This is a genomic window from Delftia sp. DLF01, assembly GCF_014852125.1.
GTDB lineage: Bacteria > Pseudomonadota > Gammaproteobacteria > Burkholderiales > Burkholderiaceae_C > Comamonas > Comamonas acidovorans.
Genome location: NZ_JACVAZ010000002.1, coordinates 1,429,607 through 1,443,865 on the forward strand (window position 1 = coordinate 1,429,607; position 14,259 = coordinate 1,443,865).

The following is a 14,259-nucleotide window of genomic DNA, read 5'->3' on the forward strand; positions in this document are numbered from 1 at the left end:
AGAACATTTTCGCAACACAAGGGAGTTAGGAAAACAATGGCCAATATCAAGCAAACCATGGATGAACTGATGCGCTGTGACGGCGCCATGTGCGCCGCACTGGTGGACTACAACAGCGGGATGATCCTGGGACAGGACGGATCGGGCGTGGACCTGGAGCTGGCTGCCGCCGGCAACACCGAACTGGTGCGCGCCAAACTCAAAACCATGCGCTCGCTGGGCCTGGAAGACACCATCGAGGACATCCTCATCACGCTGAGCAAGCAGTACCACATCCTGCGCCCCTCCACCCACCACGAGGGCCTGTTCCTGTACCTGGTGCTCGACAAGACCAAGGCCAATCTCGCGCTGGCGCGCCGCAAGGTGCAGGACGTGGAGAATGCGCTGGTGGTCTGAACAACAGCCCTTGACTGGCTGCGCCGCTCAGAACCGCTCGGCGCACAGCGCCTGCCACTGCAGGATCTCGATCTCGCCGCGCTGCACCCGGATGAGGCCCCGCGCCTGCAGGCCCTGCAGCAGCACGTTGGTGGTCTGGCGCGAGATCGACAGCATGCGCGCCAGCTGCTCCTGCGTGATATCCAGGCGCGGCCGGGCCGGCACATCGTCCAGCCGCTCGCCGTAGCCGCGCGCCATGGCCACCAGGCGGCGCGCCAGCCGCTGGGGAGCGGGCAGGAGGGCCAGATCCTCCAGCGCCGCAAAGGCCGCCCGCATGCGCCCCGACATCAGCACGCCCAGGTCATGCCAGTGCGCGGGGTGCTGCTGCAGCCAGTCCAGCAGCGGCTGGCGCGGCACCTGCAGCACCACGCTGGGCTCCATGGCGTGGGCATCGTGGGTGCGCGGCGAACCGTCGAACAGCGCGATCTCGCCAAACCAGGTAGCCGGTCCCATGCGCGTGAGCAGGGCCTCGCGCGCATGCTCGCTCTGCCCACCCACACCAGAGAAACCGATGCTGCCCCGGACCACGGCGAACAGCCCACCCTCCAGCGCATCGCCGCGCAGGAACAGGGCCTCGCCCGTCTTCAGGCTGCGCGGCTGGGCCAGCGCCAGCAGCAAATCGGCAAACTGCGGCGCCAACGCGCTGAACCAGCGGCCGGCGCGCAGCGTGGGCAGGTAGGAAAAGGCGTGGGCAGTTTGCATGAGAGGGGACGTCGGGTGGCTGACAGACACAGCCGGCGGGCCTGCGTATTTTCGCCGCTGACATCGAACATGCCAGGAGACCTTTCCATGCAAGCCTCACACCCCCTGCCCCGCGCGCTGGCGCGCCCTTCCCGCCTGCTGGCCAGCCTGGCCACAGCCGCTTTGCTGGGCGCTTGCGCCCACGGCAGCCTGCCCGTCTCCGACATGGCCAGGCCCCAGCCGGCCAGCGCCGCCACGCGCGCGGCCCAGCAGGCGGCCTTGGCGCAGCAGCCGCTGGACGATGCGCAGGCCATGGAGGACGCCCGGCGCGGCCTGATCGCACCGGCCGACACCCTGGTCGTGCGCAATGCCCAGGGCCGTCCCATCTGGAGCATGCAGTCCTATGCCTTCCTGGAGCAGGACCAGGCGCCCGACACCGTGCACCCCGCGCTGTGGCGCCAGGCCCAGCGCAACCGCGTCAGCGGCCTGTTCCAGGTGACCGACAGGCTCTACCAGGTGCGCGGCCTGGACCTGTCGAACATGAGCATCATCGAGGGCGAGACCGGCCTGATCGTGGTCGATCCGTTGATGTACACCGAGACCGCCCAGGCCGCCATGGACCTGTACTTCCAGCACCGCCCGCGCAAGCCCGTGGTGGCCGTCGTCTACTCGCACAGCCATGTGGACCATTTCGGCGGCGTGCGCGGCGTGGTGCGCCAGGAAGAGGTGGATGCGGGCCGCGTGCAGGTCATCGCGCCGGCGGGCTTCATGGCCGAGGCCGTGGGCGAGAACGTGATCGCCGGCCACGCCATGGGCCGGCGCGCGCTCTACCAGTTCGGCATGCTGCTGCCGCGCGATGCCAGGGGACAGGTGGACGCAGGGCTGGGCAAGGCGGGTGCGCCCGGCACCATGGGGCTGATCGCGCCCACGCGCGTGATCGACAAGCCGCGCGAGACCCTGCGCATCGACGGCGTGGACATCGAGTTCGCGCTCACGCCCGAGGCCGAGGCGCCGGCCGAGATGATCATGTACTACCCCCAGTTCAAGGTGCTGAACATGGCCGAGATCGCCGTGCACACCCAGCACAACCTGCTGCCGCTGCGCGGCGCCCAGGTGCGTGACGCGCTGGGCTGGTCCCGCCACCTGAACGACGCCCTGCACGCCTATGGTGGCAAGGCCGAGATCCTGATCGCCCAGCACCACTGGCCGGTCTGGGGCCAGCCCCGGCTGCAGCACCTGCTGGCCGGCCAGCGCGACACCTACAAATACCTGCACGACCAGACCGTGCGCCTCATGAACCACGGCTACGTGGGCTCGGAGATCGCCGAGATGCTCAAGATGCCCGAATCCCTGGCCCGCGACGGCGCAACGCATGCCTTCTACGGCCACCTGCGCCACAACATCCGCGCCATCTACCAGCACTACCTGGGCTACTACGAAGGCAACCCGGCCCAGCTGGAGGCGCTGCCGCCCGTGCCCGCCGCGCGCAAGACCGTGGAATACATGGGTGGCGCCGACGCCGTGCTGCGCCGTGCGCAGGCCGACTACGAGCGCGGCGAATACCGCTGGGTGGCGCAGATCGCCTCGCAGCTGGTCTTTGCCGACCCGGCCAACCAGGCCGCGCGCCGGCTGGCGGCCAATGCCTATGAACAGCTGGGCTACCAGATGGAATCGGCCACGGCCCGCAACGCCTTCCTGCAGGGCGCGGCGGAACTGCGCCAGGGCGTGCCCCAGCTGCCCAGGCCCGGCAGCACCGCGCGCGACCTGGTGCGCAGCCTGCCGCTGGAGATGTTCTTCGACTACCTGGGCGTGCGGCTGGACGCGGGCAAGGCCGCAGGCCAGCGCATTGTGCTCAACTGGACCTTCACCGACACCGGCGAGCAGCGCAGCCTGAACCTGGAGAACAGCGCCCTCACCCAGAGCCCGGGCCTTGCGCCCGCCGCCCATGCCAGCCTGCGCCTGACGCGCGCCACGCTGGACGCCATTGCAGGCCAGGAGACCACGATGGCCGAGGCCATCAAGAGCGGCCAGCTGCGCATCGAGGGCGACGCCTCCAAGGTAGCGGCGCTCATGTCCATGCTGGACCGCTTCGACAGCGTGTTCCCCATGGTGGAGCCACGCCCCGAGCGGGCCGCTCAGTAACCGTGCTGGGCGCGGAAGTCGCGCGCCTTGCCGAAGTGCCCGTTGCCGATGAAGGGCACGGGCGGGCGCAGCGCCGACAGCGGCGAGGGATGGTTGCTGGTCAGCACCAGATGGCCCCGGTCGGCCGGAATGAAGGTGCGCTTGGACTGCGCATGGCTGCCCCAGAGCATGAAGACCACGGGGCGCGCGCCCTGGGCGATGTGCCGGATCACCGCATCGGTCAGCAGCTCCCAGCCCTTGCCCGAGTGGCTGGCCGCCTGGCCTTCCTCCACCGTGAGGCAGGTGTTGAGCAGCAGCACGCCGTTCCTGGCCCACTTGACCAGGCTGCCGCCCGGGTTGGGAAACGGCGGGAAGGGCACGCCCAGGTCACGCTGCATCTCCTTGAAGATGTTCTGCAGCGAGGGCGGCATGCGCACGCCCGGCGCCACCGAGAACGACAGGCCTTCGGCCTGTCCCCGGCCGTGGTAGGGGTCCTGCCCCAGGATGACCACGCGCACTTCCTCGGGCGGGGTCAGCTCCAGCGCGCGCAGCGGCTGGGGCGGAAAGATCACCGCGCCGGCTTCCAGGCGCTGGTGCAGAAAGGTCAGCAGCTGCTGGCCCGTGGCACCCGCGAAGAAGTCCTCGACCAGGGGCTGCCAGTCGGGCGCAACGGGCCAGTCGGCGGGATCGGCGGATTGGAGTTGGTCGGCTTGCGCCGGGGCGATTGCGTCGTCTTGAAGGGCCATGGCGGATGGGGCACCAGCGCACGCACGGCGCGCGATGGTGGTTCCTCGAAGGTACGAAAGAAACGGGAATGCACCGGCGCGCGGCCGGTGCATTGATGTCCTGAGGATACCCGCAGTCGCACAGCCGCCCGGCCTGTGCGACATGCACGTCAGCGCATCAGCGCGTCCGGCGGCGCCGGCGCATTGCCGCCATGGCCAGCAGCACCGAGGCCGATGTGGCCGCCAGACCCGCGAGGTTCCACACGGGAATGGCGGCAGCAGAGGTCGCCGCCATCACCATCAGACCACCCGGATCGACCACCACGCCATTGGCCTGCAGGTCATCGTCGCCCAGGCCGCCGTCCTGGACTTCCAGGGTATAGGTATTGGCCGAGGTCACCTTGAAGCCGTCGTTGAAGGCATACCAGTGCGGTGCCGGGTTGGCCGCCGTGGGACCGTACTTCCAGTACTGGGCACCCGCAGGCAGGGCCTGCGGCATGGTGACGCTGAGCTTCAGCGTCGCGCCTGAGTTGCAGCCCGACGAGCGCAGGTCCAGCACACCCAGCGGATAGGCCGCCGCACCCTGGGGCGGCGCCGTGGGCAGGCTTTGCGCGCGCACCAGCGATGCCGATTGCAGGCTGCAGCCGCTGGCCGGATTGCTGACGGTCAGCGTCGCGCTGCCGCCTTGCAGGGTCGAGATGGTGGTGGCGCCAGCGACAGGGGCGTTGACCGTCAGGGGCTGCGAGGCGGGCCCCGCACCGCTGCTGGACTGTGCCGCCACGCTGCAGTTGTAGGCCACGCCGGGTGTCAGGCCGTTGACCGCCACCGTCGGAGTGCTGGACGTGCCCGTCAGCACCGCGCCGCCGCCTTGCGGGACACATTGCGCCACATAGCCCGTGACCGTCTGGCCGGGGATGGAGGCCACCGGATCGAAGGTCAGCTGCACGGCCGTGCCCTGCGCGAAAAAGCCCGTATCGGCAGGTGGCTGAAGTGCGCCCGGAACGCTGCCGGACCAGACGCTCATCGCATCCACGCCGAAGAACAGGCTTTGCCGGTTGTCCACCTCGGCAATGCGCAGGCGCACGGTCTGGCCCGCGTAGGCCGACAGGTCGAACTGCAGCGACTGGTAGCCGCTGCCGCTGTCCGAAGGACCGGGCGCCGTGGCCGGCAGCCACTGGAAGACGTTGGCCAGCACACCGGCGCCCAGGCTGTCGGGCGCGGCGGCAGGGTTCATGATGTCGATGCGCACCTGCTGGTTGGGCGCAGCCACCGTGTAGTCAAGCGTGGCCGGCGCCGCAGCGACCTTGGCCGCATTCTGGACATGGACGCGGGCGCTCAGCATGGCCGGGCTGCCCGCCGGAATGGCGACGTCCTGGTAAAGCACATGGCTGCCGGGGCCGGGCTGGTCGCTCATGAGGGCAAACGCCCCGTCGGGAGGTGCAGGCACGGCCACGGGCGTGATGGCGCCCCTGGTGCCTTGCTGGGCGGCGAAGCCGCCCTTGGAGCCGGCCTGGGACACGGATTGCCAGCCCGTGAAAACCAGGGAACCCGGACCGGAGTTCTGCTCGAAACTGCCGTTGGCCAGCAGTTCGGCGGCTTGCGCCGGGCCCAGGGCCGCAAACACCGCAAGCCCCAGACAGGACTTGCGGGCAACGCCTTTTACGCTGTGCATGATGCTGCCTTGCGCCGATCAGCGTTCGTAGACGGTGTCGGTGGGCGCGCTGTCCTGGGTGTTGCCCATGACCCGGTTGTTGTTGAACGAGGTGATCTTCCCGCCTGCCACAGCGTTGAACGCCTTGTCATTGCCGAACACCGTGGTGTTGGACAGGTAGACCTGGGCGGTCGTGCTCTGGACACTGATGGCGGCGCGTTCCGGCTCGCCCTGTGCTGGCACTACATTGCCCAGCAATTGCGAGCGTTGCACCAGAACAGACACAGAAGTAGCGCTCGTCTCGACCTTGACCGCCGCCTGCGTGAAGCCCTGGATCCTGACGTTGTCCAGCACCACTTTGCCTGCCTGGAAGATTCTGACGCCGAACGTTCCTGTGCCGTTGCCGACGATGTCCAGATCCCGCAGCACCACGGTGTCAGAAACACCCGCGTTGATGGTGATGCCCGCAGTACCTGAGACCAGCACGCCGGCAAGCACGCCTGTGCCGTCCACCTGCATGGACTTGGTGATGGTGACTCCACCGACGCCCGCAGGATCCAGCACGTTGATCTCGCCATTGGCGGCCGTCCTGGCGATGGCGCCCGCAAACGTCTTGCAGGGAGCCGTGCGGCTGCAGGGGTTGGCGTCATCGCCCACGCCCGAGACCCAGGTGCGCGTGGCCTGTGCCCAGGCGCCGGACGATGCCAGCGCGGCCGATGCGCAAACGATGAGGGCAGCCCAGCCGCGGCTGGACAGGAAAGGGGCACGGGGCATGAACGACATCGAAGTCTCCGTAGGCGATGGGCTGCGGCCATGTTGCCGGATCGGCATTTCATGCGCATTGTCAATAATTATCATGCAAACGAAAAACTTTTAGAAACACTATTTGCACAAAAAAAAGCCCGCACGCATGGCTGCGGCGGGCTGCTTCGGTGGCGCTCCACCGAGGGACCGATCCGGTCTTGGCTTCAGGCAAACAGCTTGGCCAGCGCCTCTCCCGGCTCCTTGGCGCGCATGAAGGCCTCGCCCACCAGGAAGCTGTGGATGCCGGCATCGCGCATGGCCTTGACGTCCTCGCGGCTGCCGATGCCCGACTCGGTGACCAGCAGGCGGTCGGCGGGCACGTTCTTTTGCAGGTCCAGCGTGGTCTGGATGCTGACCTCGAAGCTGCGCAGGTTGCGGTTGTTGATGCCCACCAGCGGCGTCTTGAGCCGCAGGGCGCGGTCCAGCTCGGCGCCGTCATGGACCTCGACCAGCACGGCCATGTCCAGGCTGTGGGCGATCTGTTCCATCTCGGCCATCTGCGCGTCGTCCAGGCAGGCGGCGATCAGCAGCACGCAGTCGGCACCCATGGCCCGCGATTCGTAGATCTGGTAGGGATCGACCATGAAGTCCTTGCGCAGCACGGGCAGGTGGCAGCTGGCGCGCGCCTGCTTGAGATAGTCCACGCTGCCCTGGAAGAACTGCTTGTCGGTCAGCACCGAGAGGCAGGCGGCGCTGACGCCCTTGCCGTCGCCATCGGCATAGCTTTGCGCGATGTCGGCGGGGATGAAGTCCTCGCGGATCACGCCCTTGCTGGGGCTGGCCTTCTTGATCTCGGCGATCACGCCGGCCTGGCCGGCGGCGATCTTGGCACGCAGCGCGCCCACGAAGTCGCGCGTGAGCACGCGGCTTTCGGCGTCGCGGCGCATGTCCGCGAAGGGCATGCGCTTCTGGGCGGCGGCCACTTCCTGCACTTTCACGTCGCAGATTTGCTTGAGGATGTCGGACACGTTGCTTTCCTTGGTTTCTTGTATTCGGTGGTCGATGGGGGCTGCGCGGCTCAGGCCGTCAGCCGGGCCGTGTAGGCCACGAGTTCGTTGAGCTTGGCCAGGGCCGCGCCGCTGTCCAGCGCCGCCTGGGCGCGGGCCATGCCGTCCTCGATGCTGGAGGCCACGTTGGCCGCATACAGGGCGGCACCCGCGTTCAGGCAGACGATGTCGCGCGCGGCACTCTTTTCGCCATGGAGCACGCCCAGCAGCATGGCCTTGGATTCCTCGGGATTGTCCACCTTGAAGGCGCGCGTGCCCACCATGCGCAGGCCGAAGTCCTCGGGATGGATCTCGTACTCGCGCACCACGCCGTCCTTGAGCTCGCCCACCAGGGTGCCCGCGCCCAGGCTGATCTCGTCCAGGCCGTCGCGGCCATAGACCACGATGGCGTGCTCGGCGCCCAGGCGCTGCAGCGCGCGCACCTGGATGCCGACCAGGTCCTCGTGGAACACGCCCATGAGGATGTTGGGCGCGCTGGCCGGATTGGTCAGCGGGCCCAGGATGTTGAAGATGGTGCGCACGCCCAGCTCCTTGCGCACGGGCGCCACGTTCTTCATGGCCGGGTGGTGGTTGGGCGCGAACATGAAGCCGATACCCACGTCGGCGATGCTGCGCGCGATCTGCTCGGGGCTGAGCTGGATGTTGACGCCCAGCGCCTCCATGGCGTCGGCGCTGCCGCTCTTGCTGCTGACGCTGCGCCCGCCGTGCTTGCTGACCTTGCCGCCCGCCGCCGCGATCACGAAGATGGAGCAGGTGGAGATGTTGAAGGTGTTGGCGCCGTCGCCGCCTGTGCCCACGATGTCCACCAGGTGGCGCTTGTCCTCCACATGGACCTTGTTGGAGAACTCGCGCATGACCTCGGCCGCGGCCGTGATCTCGCCGATGGTCTCCTTCTTCACGCGCAGGCCGGTGACGATGGCCGCCGTCATCACGGGCGACAGCTCGCCGCGCATGATCAGGCGCATCAGGTGCAGCATCTCGTCGTGGAAGATTTCGCGGTGCTCGATGGTGCGCTGCAGCGCTTCCTGGGGGGTGATCTGGGTCATTGCGGTGTCTCGGTTGGGTGCCGGCCTGCTCAGGCCTTCTGTTCCAGGAAATTCTTGAGCATGGCGTGGCCATGCTCGGTGAGGATGCTCTCGGGGTGGAATTGCACGCCCTCGATGGCCAGGCTGGTGTGGCGCACGCCCTGGATCTCGCCGTCCTCGCTGGTGGCCGTGATCTCCAGGCATTCGGGCAGGCTGGAGCGCGCAATGGCCAGCGAGTGGTAGCGGTTGACCGTGAACTGTTCAGGCAGGTCGGCGAACACGCCCTTGCGGTCGGTGGTGATGACGCTGGTCTTGCCATGCATCTGCTGGCCCGCGCGCACGATGTCGCCGCCGAAGGCCGCGCCAATGCTCTGGTGGCCCAGGCACACGCCCAGGATGGGCAGGCGGCCCGCGAAGTGCTGGATGGCGGCCACGGAAATGCCGGCTTCCGCCGGCGAGCAGGGGCCGGGCGAGATCACCAGGCGGTCGATCTTCTCGCGCTCGACCAGGGCGATCACCTCGTCCAGCGTGGCCTCGTCATTGCGCACCACGGTGACATCGGCACCCAGCTCGCCGAAGTACTGGACGATGTTGTAGGTGAAGCTGTCGTAGTTGTCGATCATCAGCAGTCTGGTCATACCGGCTCCTGGGTCTCAAAGGGAAAAACGGGTGGCGCGGGCATGCCGCAGCGAAGGCTGGCGCGGGAATGCGCGCAATGCTGCCTGGGTCTGGAAGGGGGAATCTGAGGGCATCTGGGCAATCTCCTGGGTTCTGGGAGCCGCCGTGCCGGGGAGCCATCTGCTGGGTGAGCCTTGCTGCCGTCACGGCGGCAAGGCGCGGTACGCAACCGCAACGACGTGCCGCTTCCTTATTGGAAGCGCCACCACTGTGCAACGATGATCGAAACGGGCGTACCGTTCATGGCTGTCTTGGATCGAGAGTTCAGGTGTCTGGAAGACGGGAATGCAGCAGGCTGCATGGCGGAGCATGCTAACACAGGGTCCGCGCAGCGTGGCGGGACGACCCTGCGGGCGCCTCACTTCAGGAAATCCGGCTGGTCGAACTTCTGCTTCAAAAAGCGCCCGTTGGCCAGCAGCGCCTGCGCATCGCTGGCCGCCACATGGGCCACCACCTGCTGCATCTGCCCGGCCAGCAGCGCCAGCTGCTCGGTCAGCAGTTGCCTGGCCGTCTTGCCGTCCTGCACGGGCTGGGTGACACGGAACAGCGGCGGCAGCGCCGCATAGTGCGACAGCGTGGCGGGCAGGTACTGCAGCACCGTCTCGCGCACGGTGAACAGGCCGTCGTTGAAGACCGGGCCGGCGTCGGCCAGCGAGGGCAGCACCTCGTGCACCGAGCCGCGCACGCTGTCCAGGTGCTTTTGCATCTCGGGCGTGAGCATCGGGCGGGCCTTTTGCACCAGCTCGTCGATGCGTTCGCGGATGTCCTCGGCGCTCCAGTGCTGCTGCAGCGCCCGCTCGAAGCTGGCGCCCGCAGGCTGCAGGGCCCAGCCCAGCAGCAGGCCCGCGACGTACAGCCCCAGCGTGATCCAGCCCCAGCCGCCGCCGATCACGCCGGCAAACAGCAGCACCGGCCCCAGCAGGGCCAGCGCCAGGCCGGCGAGGTTGCCGTTGCCGTAGAAGAAAAGCTGCAGGCGGCGCATCAGGCGGGTCCGATCGGTGGCGGCGCTGTCACTGGTAGCCCCGGATTTCCTTGAACACCAGCGGCAGCCCGCTCTTGCCGGTGTTGCGCGCATCGAAGGCACGCCCGCCCGTCAGCGCGGCCAGGGCCTGCATTTCGCCGGACTGCGCCTCGCCAAAGATGATGGGAAAGACGCGCACCAGCGGCGCGCCGCCGTCGCGCGCCATGCGCTGCTCGCGCTCGAATGCGGCCCAGTCGCGGCCGGCCGTGTTGGCGCCATCGGTCAGCAGCACGATGCTGACGAAGCGCTCGGGATCGGCCCGCAGTTCCTGGCGTGCCTGCTGCTGGGCCAGCGTGAGCGCGTCGTAGATGGCCGTGCCGCCGTCGGCCACCAGGCTGTCGGCATAGGCCAGCACCTGGGCGCTTGCGGCCTGCAGGTCGCCCGCCGCGAACTGCACGCGCGCGGGCTGGCCGACCAGGCCCGAGAACGGAATCAGCAGCACGCGCTCGCGCGCCTGGAAGGCGGCATAGCGCTGGCTGGCGGCCGAGGCCTCGGCGCCGGACAGCAGCTTGAGCGCCTCCTTCATCTGCGCCAGCCGCGCACCCTTCATGGAGCCGCTCACGTCCAGCACGAAGATGCTGGTGGCCGGGCGGCGCAGATCGCTCTGGTAGGCCGAGAGCACGGCATCGATCACCTCCAGCCGGTTCGGAAAGCTCAGCTCCACCACGGGCGCCGTGGGCAGCGCCTGGCTGGCCTGCGCCTCGGGGCTGGCGGGGCGCAACTGGGCCTGGCGCAGCGGCTGGCCCTGGAAGGCGGGGGCCTTGAACTGGGCGACCAGCCGGTCATAGTCGGCGCGCCGTGCCGCGTTGAGCAGCATCAGCGGATAGTCGGCCGAGATCACGCCGTCGCGCGGGTAGACCAGGGTGAGCCGGTCGGCGGCGGGCAGCTTCTCGTTCAGGCGCAGGATCACGGCCTCGTAGTTGACCAGCGCATCGACGGCGCCGGGCTCGCGCTCGAAGGCCTCGGCCAGCCAGCCGGAGCTGCCGGCGGTGAGCTTCTGACCCGACAGGAAGTCCTTGAGCACCTTGGCATTGACCTCCCTGGCGTCCAGGTCCTCGGTCTTGCCGGCCACGGCCGAGGCCACGGCGAACAGTGCGCTCATGCCGGTGTTGGAGCTGGCCGGATTGGTCATGCCGTAGCGCAACCGGCCCTGGGCGGCAGCGCGTGCGATGTCGGCCCAGGTGGGCGGTGCCTTGTCCCAGCCCAGCTTTTGCAGCACGGGGGCCTTCACGCCCAGGGCCACGCGCGAGTAGAAAAGCTTTTCGCGCGCCAGCGGCTTGTTCGCCAGCGCCAGCGCGGGATAGGCGCCATTGGGCGGCAGGATGGCGTCGTACTGCTCGCCCGCATTGATGCGCTCGACCATCTCCAGCGTGCCTGCATAGCTGAGCTTGAGCGGCACGCCCGCCGCCGTGGCGGCCTGCTCCAGCGCGGGCGCCACGTCCTTGAGTTCGGAGCCGGCCAGCACGGTGAATGCACCCTGGGGAGCGGCGGACGGATCGGACTTGGCGGCGGCCTGCGGCGCGGGTTCGGGCGACTTGCCGCAGCCGGCCAGGGCCAGCGCAAGGCCCAGCAGCCACCAGGCCGCCAGGCGCCGGAACATGCTCACAGCACCACCTCGCCGGCGGGCGCCTGCAGCGCCTCGCGCACGTCCTCGCGGCGGCTCTTTTCCAGATAGGCGCGGGACTTGTCCACCTCCTGCGACAGCGTGTCCACCGTGGTCTGCATGGAGGCCAGGGCCTTGACCTTGAAGTCGGCCATGGCGTCCATGGTCTGGTAGATGTTGCCGAAGGCCTGCTGCAGCCTGGCGATGTCGATGGTGCTGCTGGCCGCCTGCTCGTGGATCTTCCCGCTTTGCTCGCGCAGCAGCTCGCTGGTGCCGGCGATCAGGTTGCCCGTGGTGGTGTTCAGCGCCGTGATCTGGTCCAGCACCAGCTTCTGGTTGGCCAGCGCCTGCGCCACGATGACGGCCGTGCGCAGCGCGGAGACCGTGGTGGTGGTCGCGCGGTCCACGCCCTTGGCCAGTTCGAGGTTGTTCTTGCGCACCAGGTCCAGCGCCAGGTAGCCCTGCACGTTCACCGCCATCTGGGTGAGCAGGTCGGTGACCTTCTGGCGTGCGTAGAACAGCATGTCCTCGCGCACCACGCGCGCCTTTTCCGGGTCGCTGGCGTCCAGCTGTGCCGCCTTGGCCTCCAGCGCCGCGTCCAGCTTCTTGCCGATGTGGATGTATTTCTCCAGCCGCTCCATCAGGCCCCACAGGTTGGCCTTTTCCTGCTCGATGGCGGCGTTGTCGCGCAGCAGCTCATCCTTGCCGCGCTTGAGGCTGTCGATGATGGCGTTCAGGTGGCTCTGGCTGGACTGGAACTTGTCGAAGTAGTCCACCAGCCTGTTGCCCATGGGGATCAGGCCCAGCAGCTTGCGCGGCTTGAACAGGTCGTCCTGGCGCGAGGGGTCCAGCGCCTCCACCTGGCGGCGCAGGTCGATCAGGCCCTGGCCGATCTGGCTGCCCTGGTCGAACAGGCCGTTGTTCAGCGTCTTGACGGGGCGCTCCAGCATGCGGTTGGAGACGGCGGCAGCGGCCTGCACCTCCTTGTTGCCCATGCCGTGGATGCGCTCGACCGCGCCCTTGAAGGCGGGCGACTGGCTGTCGTTGGCGGTGATGTCGTCGATGAACTGCGCCACCTGCGCGTCCAGCTGCTGCACTTCCTCGGCCTTGAGGCGGACCTTGCCGCTGGCCGACTCGATGGGCACGGGCAGGGCGGGCGCAGGCGGCTCCAGCACGAAATCCTGCTCCTGTGCAGGCACGGCCACGGCGGCGCTGGCAGCGGTGGTCTGGGGGGTGTTGCTCATCGGTTGCTCCTGGAACGTTCGGTCATTTGAAGCGCTGCTCCATGTCCACGATCATTCGCTCCAGCCACTCCTGGCTGGGCGGTTCGATCACATCCACCAGCTGCGCGGGCGCCTGCACGCCCTGCCCGGCCCAGCGCTCGGGCCCGTGCGTGTCGCCGCCGGTGCGAAAGCCGTATTCCTGCGCCAATGCGCGCAGTTGCGGATCGGATTCGAGCAGCTGGCCCACGCGATCGCCCGCAGGCGTGTAGGGCACGAGCACATGCTTGGAATACAGCGTGGGCTGTGGGTAGAGCATCACCATCTCGCCGCTCCTGCGCTGCGGGTGGCGCAGCAGGAACTCCACCAGCTGCGATTCATAGGCCACCAGCAGCGGCGCCTTGCCCATGCCCAGGGCCAGGTAGTCCTCGAAGGGGCCGGCCGACGAGCTTTCCTGGAAGCCCTGGCGCAAAAACAGCGGCGCCACCTGGGGCATCACGCGCTCCAGGTCGGCCGGGCTCTGCACCACCTGCTGGCCGTTGAGCACATAGCTGGCCAGCGCCAGGTACATGGCGGCGCTGTTGGAGCTGCGCACATCGGTGCTGGCGGGCAGCACGGCCTTGCCGGTGGCAAAGGCGCCGGAGGCCTTCAGGTCACGCCAGCGCGTGCCCTTGCCGGCCATGGCCAGCAGGGCGGGAAGATCGGTCACGTAAAAGAAGTCGCCCTGCTTTTGCACAACGCCGTTGGCGATCAGGATCTCGGCAATGGGCCGCCAGCTGGCGAACACGATGGGCGTGTAGAACGGCGTATAGACCGTGCCGGCCCTGGCCGCCGCCTTGAGCTGGGCCGCAGCCGGCGCCCCCGAGGGAAAGCCGAAGTCGTACTGCTTGGGGTCGTAGCTGTTGGCAATGCTGCGCGAGCCGGCCTTTTGCACCGTCACCGTCACGCCGTGGCGCGCCAGCACGTCGCGCACGCGCTCGTCCTGGAAGAAGGCTTCCTTCTCGGAGCCGATCAGGCCGCGTGCCGTCACGGACTGCTGCTGCGTCAGCTGCGCCTGGCGGTCCTGCACCAGGGCCGTGCGCGAGTACCAGACGCCGCCGCCCACGGCCGCCAGCAGCAGCGCCGCCAGCCCCGCCGCCAAAGCACGGCGCGCGTTCATTGAGAGGCTCCGCCCTGGATGACGGCAAGATGAAATTCGGTCATGAACGCGCGGGCCGTTGTCATGTCTTGTTCAAAAAAACTTCTTATACGGAAGTTTTGTGACACAACGACGACACGCGGCCCGGCC

Annotated in this window: 13 protein-coding genes; 2 read left to right on the forward strand and 11 right to left on the reverse strand. The window is 68.3% G+C overall.

Annotated features, from left to right (window positions below; translation table 11 throughout):
* Positions 1–36: 36 nt before the first annotated feature.
* Positions 37–396, forward strand: coding sequence for a hypothetical protein (locus IB269_RS14940; RefSeq protein WP_047219048.1), 360 nt, complete (start codon positions 37–39; stop codon positions 394–396).
* A 27-nt stretch (positions 397–423) separates the two neighbouring features.
* Here IB269_RS14940 and IB269_RS14945 read toward each other — a convergent pair whose 3' ends face one another.
* Entirely contained in the window at positions 424–1,137 is a 714-nt protein-coding gene (locus IB269_RS14945) for a Crp/Fnr family transcriptional regulator (RefSeq protein WP_192367497.1), read from the reverse strand.
* A gap of 87 nt (positions 1,138–1,224) precedes the next feature.
* On the opposite strand from IB269_RS14945, the gene IB269_RS14950 reads away from it, so the two are divergent.
* Positions 1,225–3,258 (forward strand): alkyl/aryl-sulfatase, encoded by a 2,034-nt coding sequence (locus tag IB269_RS14950; RefSeq protein WP_192367498.1) that lies wholly within the window; start codon positions 1,225–1,227, stop codon positions 3,256–3,258.
* Here IB269_RS14950 and IB269_RS14955 read toward each other — a convergent pair.
* The 10 genes from IB269_RS14955 to IB269_RS15000 form a co-directional block, all read right to left on the reverse strand.
* The gene (locus IB269_RS14955) at positions 3,252–3,983 is read right to left on the reverse strand and encodes a uracil-DNA glycosylase (RefSeq protein ID WP_192367499.1); all 732 of its coding nucleotides are present in this window, start codon (positions 3,981–3,983) and stop codon (positions 3,252–3,254) included. The genes IB269_RS14950 and IB269_RS14955 overlap by 7 nt on opposite strands.
* A 157-nt stretch (positions 3,984–4,140) precedes the next feature.
* On the reverse strand, positions 4,141–5,634 hold the full coding sequence (locus IB269_RS14960; protein WP_192367500.1) for a fibronectin type III domain-containing protein: 1,494 nt from the start codon (positions 5,632–5,634) through the stop codon (positions 4,141–4,143).
* A gap of 18 nt (positions 5,635–5,652) precedes the next feature.
* Entirely contained in the window at positions 5,653–6,387 is a 735-nt protein-coding gene (locus IB269_RS14965) for a hypothetical protein (RefSeq protein ID WP_225614107.1), read from the reverse strand.
* A 194-nt stretch (positions 6,388–6,581) separates the two neighbouring features.
* Entirely contained in the window at positions 6,582–7,385 is an 804-nt protein-coding gene (gene trpC, locus IB269_RS14970; protein WP_012202702.1) for an indole-3-glycerol phosphate synthase TrpC, read from the reverse strand.
* Between the two features lie 50 nt (positions 7,386–7,435).
* Entirely contained in the window at positions 7,436–8,470 is a 1,035-nt protein-coding gene (trpD, locus tag IB269_RS14975) for an anthranilate phosphoribosyltransferase (RefSeq protein WP_013804671.1), read from the reverse strand.
* Positions 8,471–8,499: 29 nt separating this feature from the next.
* Positions 8,500–9,087, reverse strand: a complete 588-nt coding sequence (locus IB269_RS14980) for an anthranilate synthase component II (protein WP_012202700.1) — start codon at positions 9,085–9,087, stop codon at positions 8,500–8,502.
* A 398-nt stretch (positions 9,088–9,485) separates the two neighbouring features.
* Positions 9,486–10,109 carry a hypothetical protein gene (locus IB269_RS14985; RefSeq protein WP_099752556.1) on the reverse strand — a complete coding sequence of 208 codons (624 nt, stop codon included), beginning with the start codon at positions 10,107–10,109 and terminating at the stop codon, positions 9,486–9,488.
* Positions 10,110–10,137: 28 nt separating this feature from the next.
* Complete coding sequence (locus IB269_RS14990; protein ID WP_192367548.1) at positions 10,138–11,748, reverse strand: vWA domain-containing protein; 1,611 nt, start codon at positions 11,746–11,748, stop codon at positions 10,138–10,140.
* A gap of 2 nt (positions 11,749–11,750) precedes the next feature.
* Positions 11,751–12,995 carry a toxic anion resistance protein gene (locus IB269_RS14995; RefSeq protein WP_192367502.1) on the reverse strand — a complete coding sequence of 415 codons (1,245 nt, stop codon included), beginning with the start codon at positions 12,993–12,995 and terminating at the stop codon, positions 11,751–11,753.
* Positions 12,996–13,017: 22 nt separating this feature from the next.
* Positions 13,018–14,130, reverse strand: coding sequence for a hypothetical protein (locus tag IB269_RS15000; protein ID WP_192367503.1), 1,113 nt, complete (start codon positions 14,128–14,130; stop codon positions 13,018–13,020).
* Between the last annotated feature and the right edge of the window lie 129 nt (positions 14,131–14,259).

What these genes read in the sequence shown, in the direction of transcription:
- IB269_RS14940 (WP_047219048.1), top strand. Translation starts at nt 37, where the DNA reads ATGGCCAATATCAAGCAAACCATGGATGAACTGATGCGCTGTGACGGC.
- IB269_RS14945 (WP_192367497.1), bottom strand. Translation starts at nt 1,137, where the DNA reads ATGCAAACTGCCCACGCCTTTTCCTACCTGCCCACGCTGCGCGCCGGC.
- IB269_RS14950 (WP_192367498.1), top strand. Translation starts at nt 1,225, where the DNA reads ATGCAAGCCTCACACCCCCTGCCCCGCGCGCTGGCGCGCCCTTCCCGC.
- IB269_RS14955 (WP_192367499.1), bottom strand. Translation starts at nt 3,983, where the DNA reads ATGGCCCTTCAAGACGACGCAATCGCCCCGGCGCAAGCCGACCAACTC.
- IB269_RS14960 (WP_192367500.1), bottom strand. Translation starts at nt 5,634, where the DNA reads ATGCACAGCGTAAAAGGCGTTGCCCGCAAGTCCTGTCTGGGGCTTGCG.
- IB269_RS14965 (WP_225614107.1), bottom strand. Translation starts at nt 6,387, where the DNA reads ATGCCCCGTGCCCCTTTCCTGTCCAGCCGCGGCTGGGCTGCCCTCATC.
- trpD (WP_013804671.1), bottom strand. Translation starts at nt 8,470, where the DNA reads ATGACCCAGATCACCCCCCAGGAAGCGCTGCAGCGCACCATCGAGCAC.
- IB269_RS14980 (WP_012202700.1), bottom strand. Translation starts at nt 9,087, where the DNA reads ATGACCAGACTGCTGATGATCGACAACTACGACAGCTTCACCTACAAC.
- IB269_RS14985 (WP_099752556.1), bottom strand. Translation starts at nt 10,109, where the DNA reads ATGCGCCGCCTGCAGCTTTTCTTCTACGGCAACGGCAACCTCGCCGGC.
- IB269_RS14990 (WP_192367548.1), bottom strand. Translation starts at nt 11,748, where the DNA reads ATGTTCCGGCGCCTGGCGGCCTGGTGGCTGCTGGGCCTTGCGCTGGCC.
- IB269_RS14995 (WP_192367502.1), bottom strand. Translation starts at nt 12,995, where the DNA reads ATGAGCAACACCCCCCAGACCACCGCTGCCAGCGCCGCCGTGGCCGTG.
- IB269_RS15000 (WP_192367503.1), bottom strand. Translation starts at nt 14,130, where the DNA reads ATGAACGCGCGCCGTGCTTTGGCGGCGGGGCTGGCGGCGCTGCTGCTG.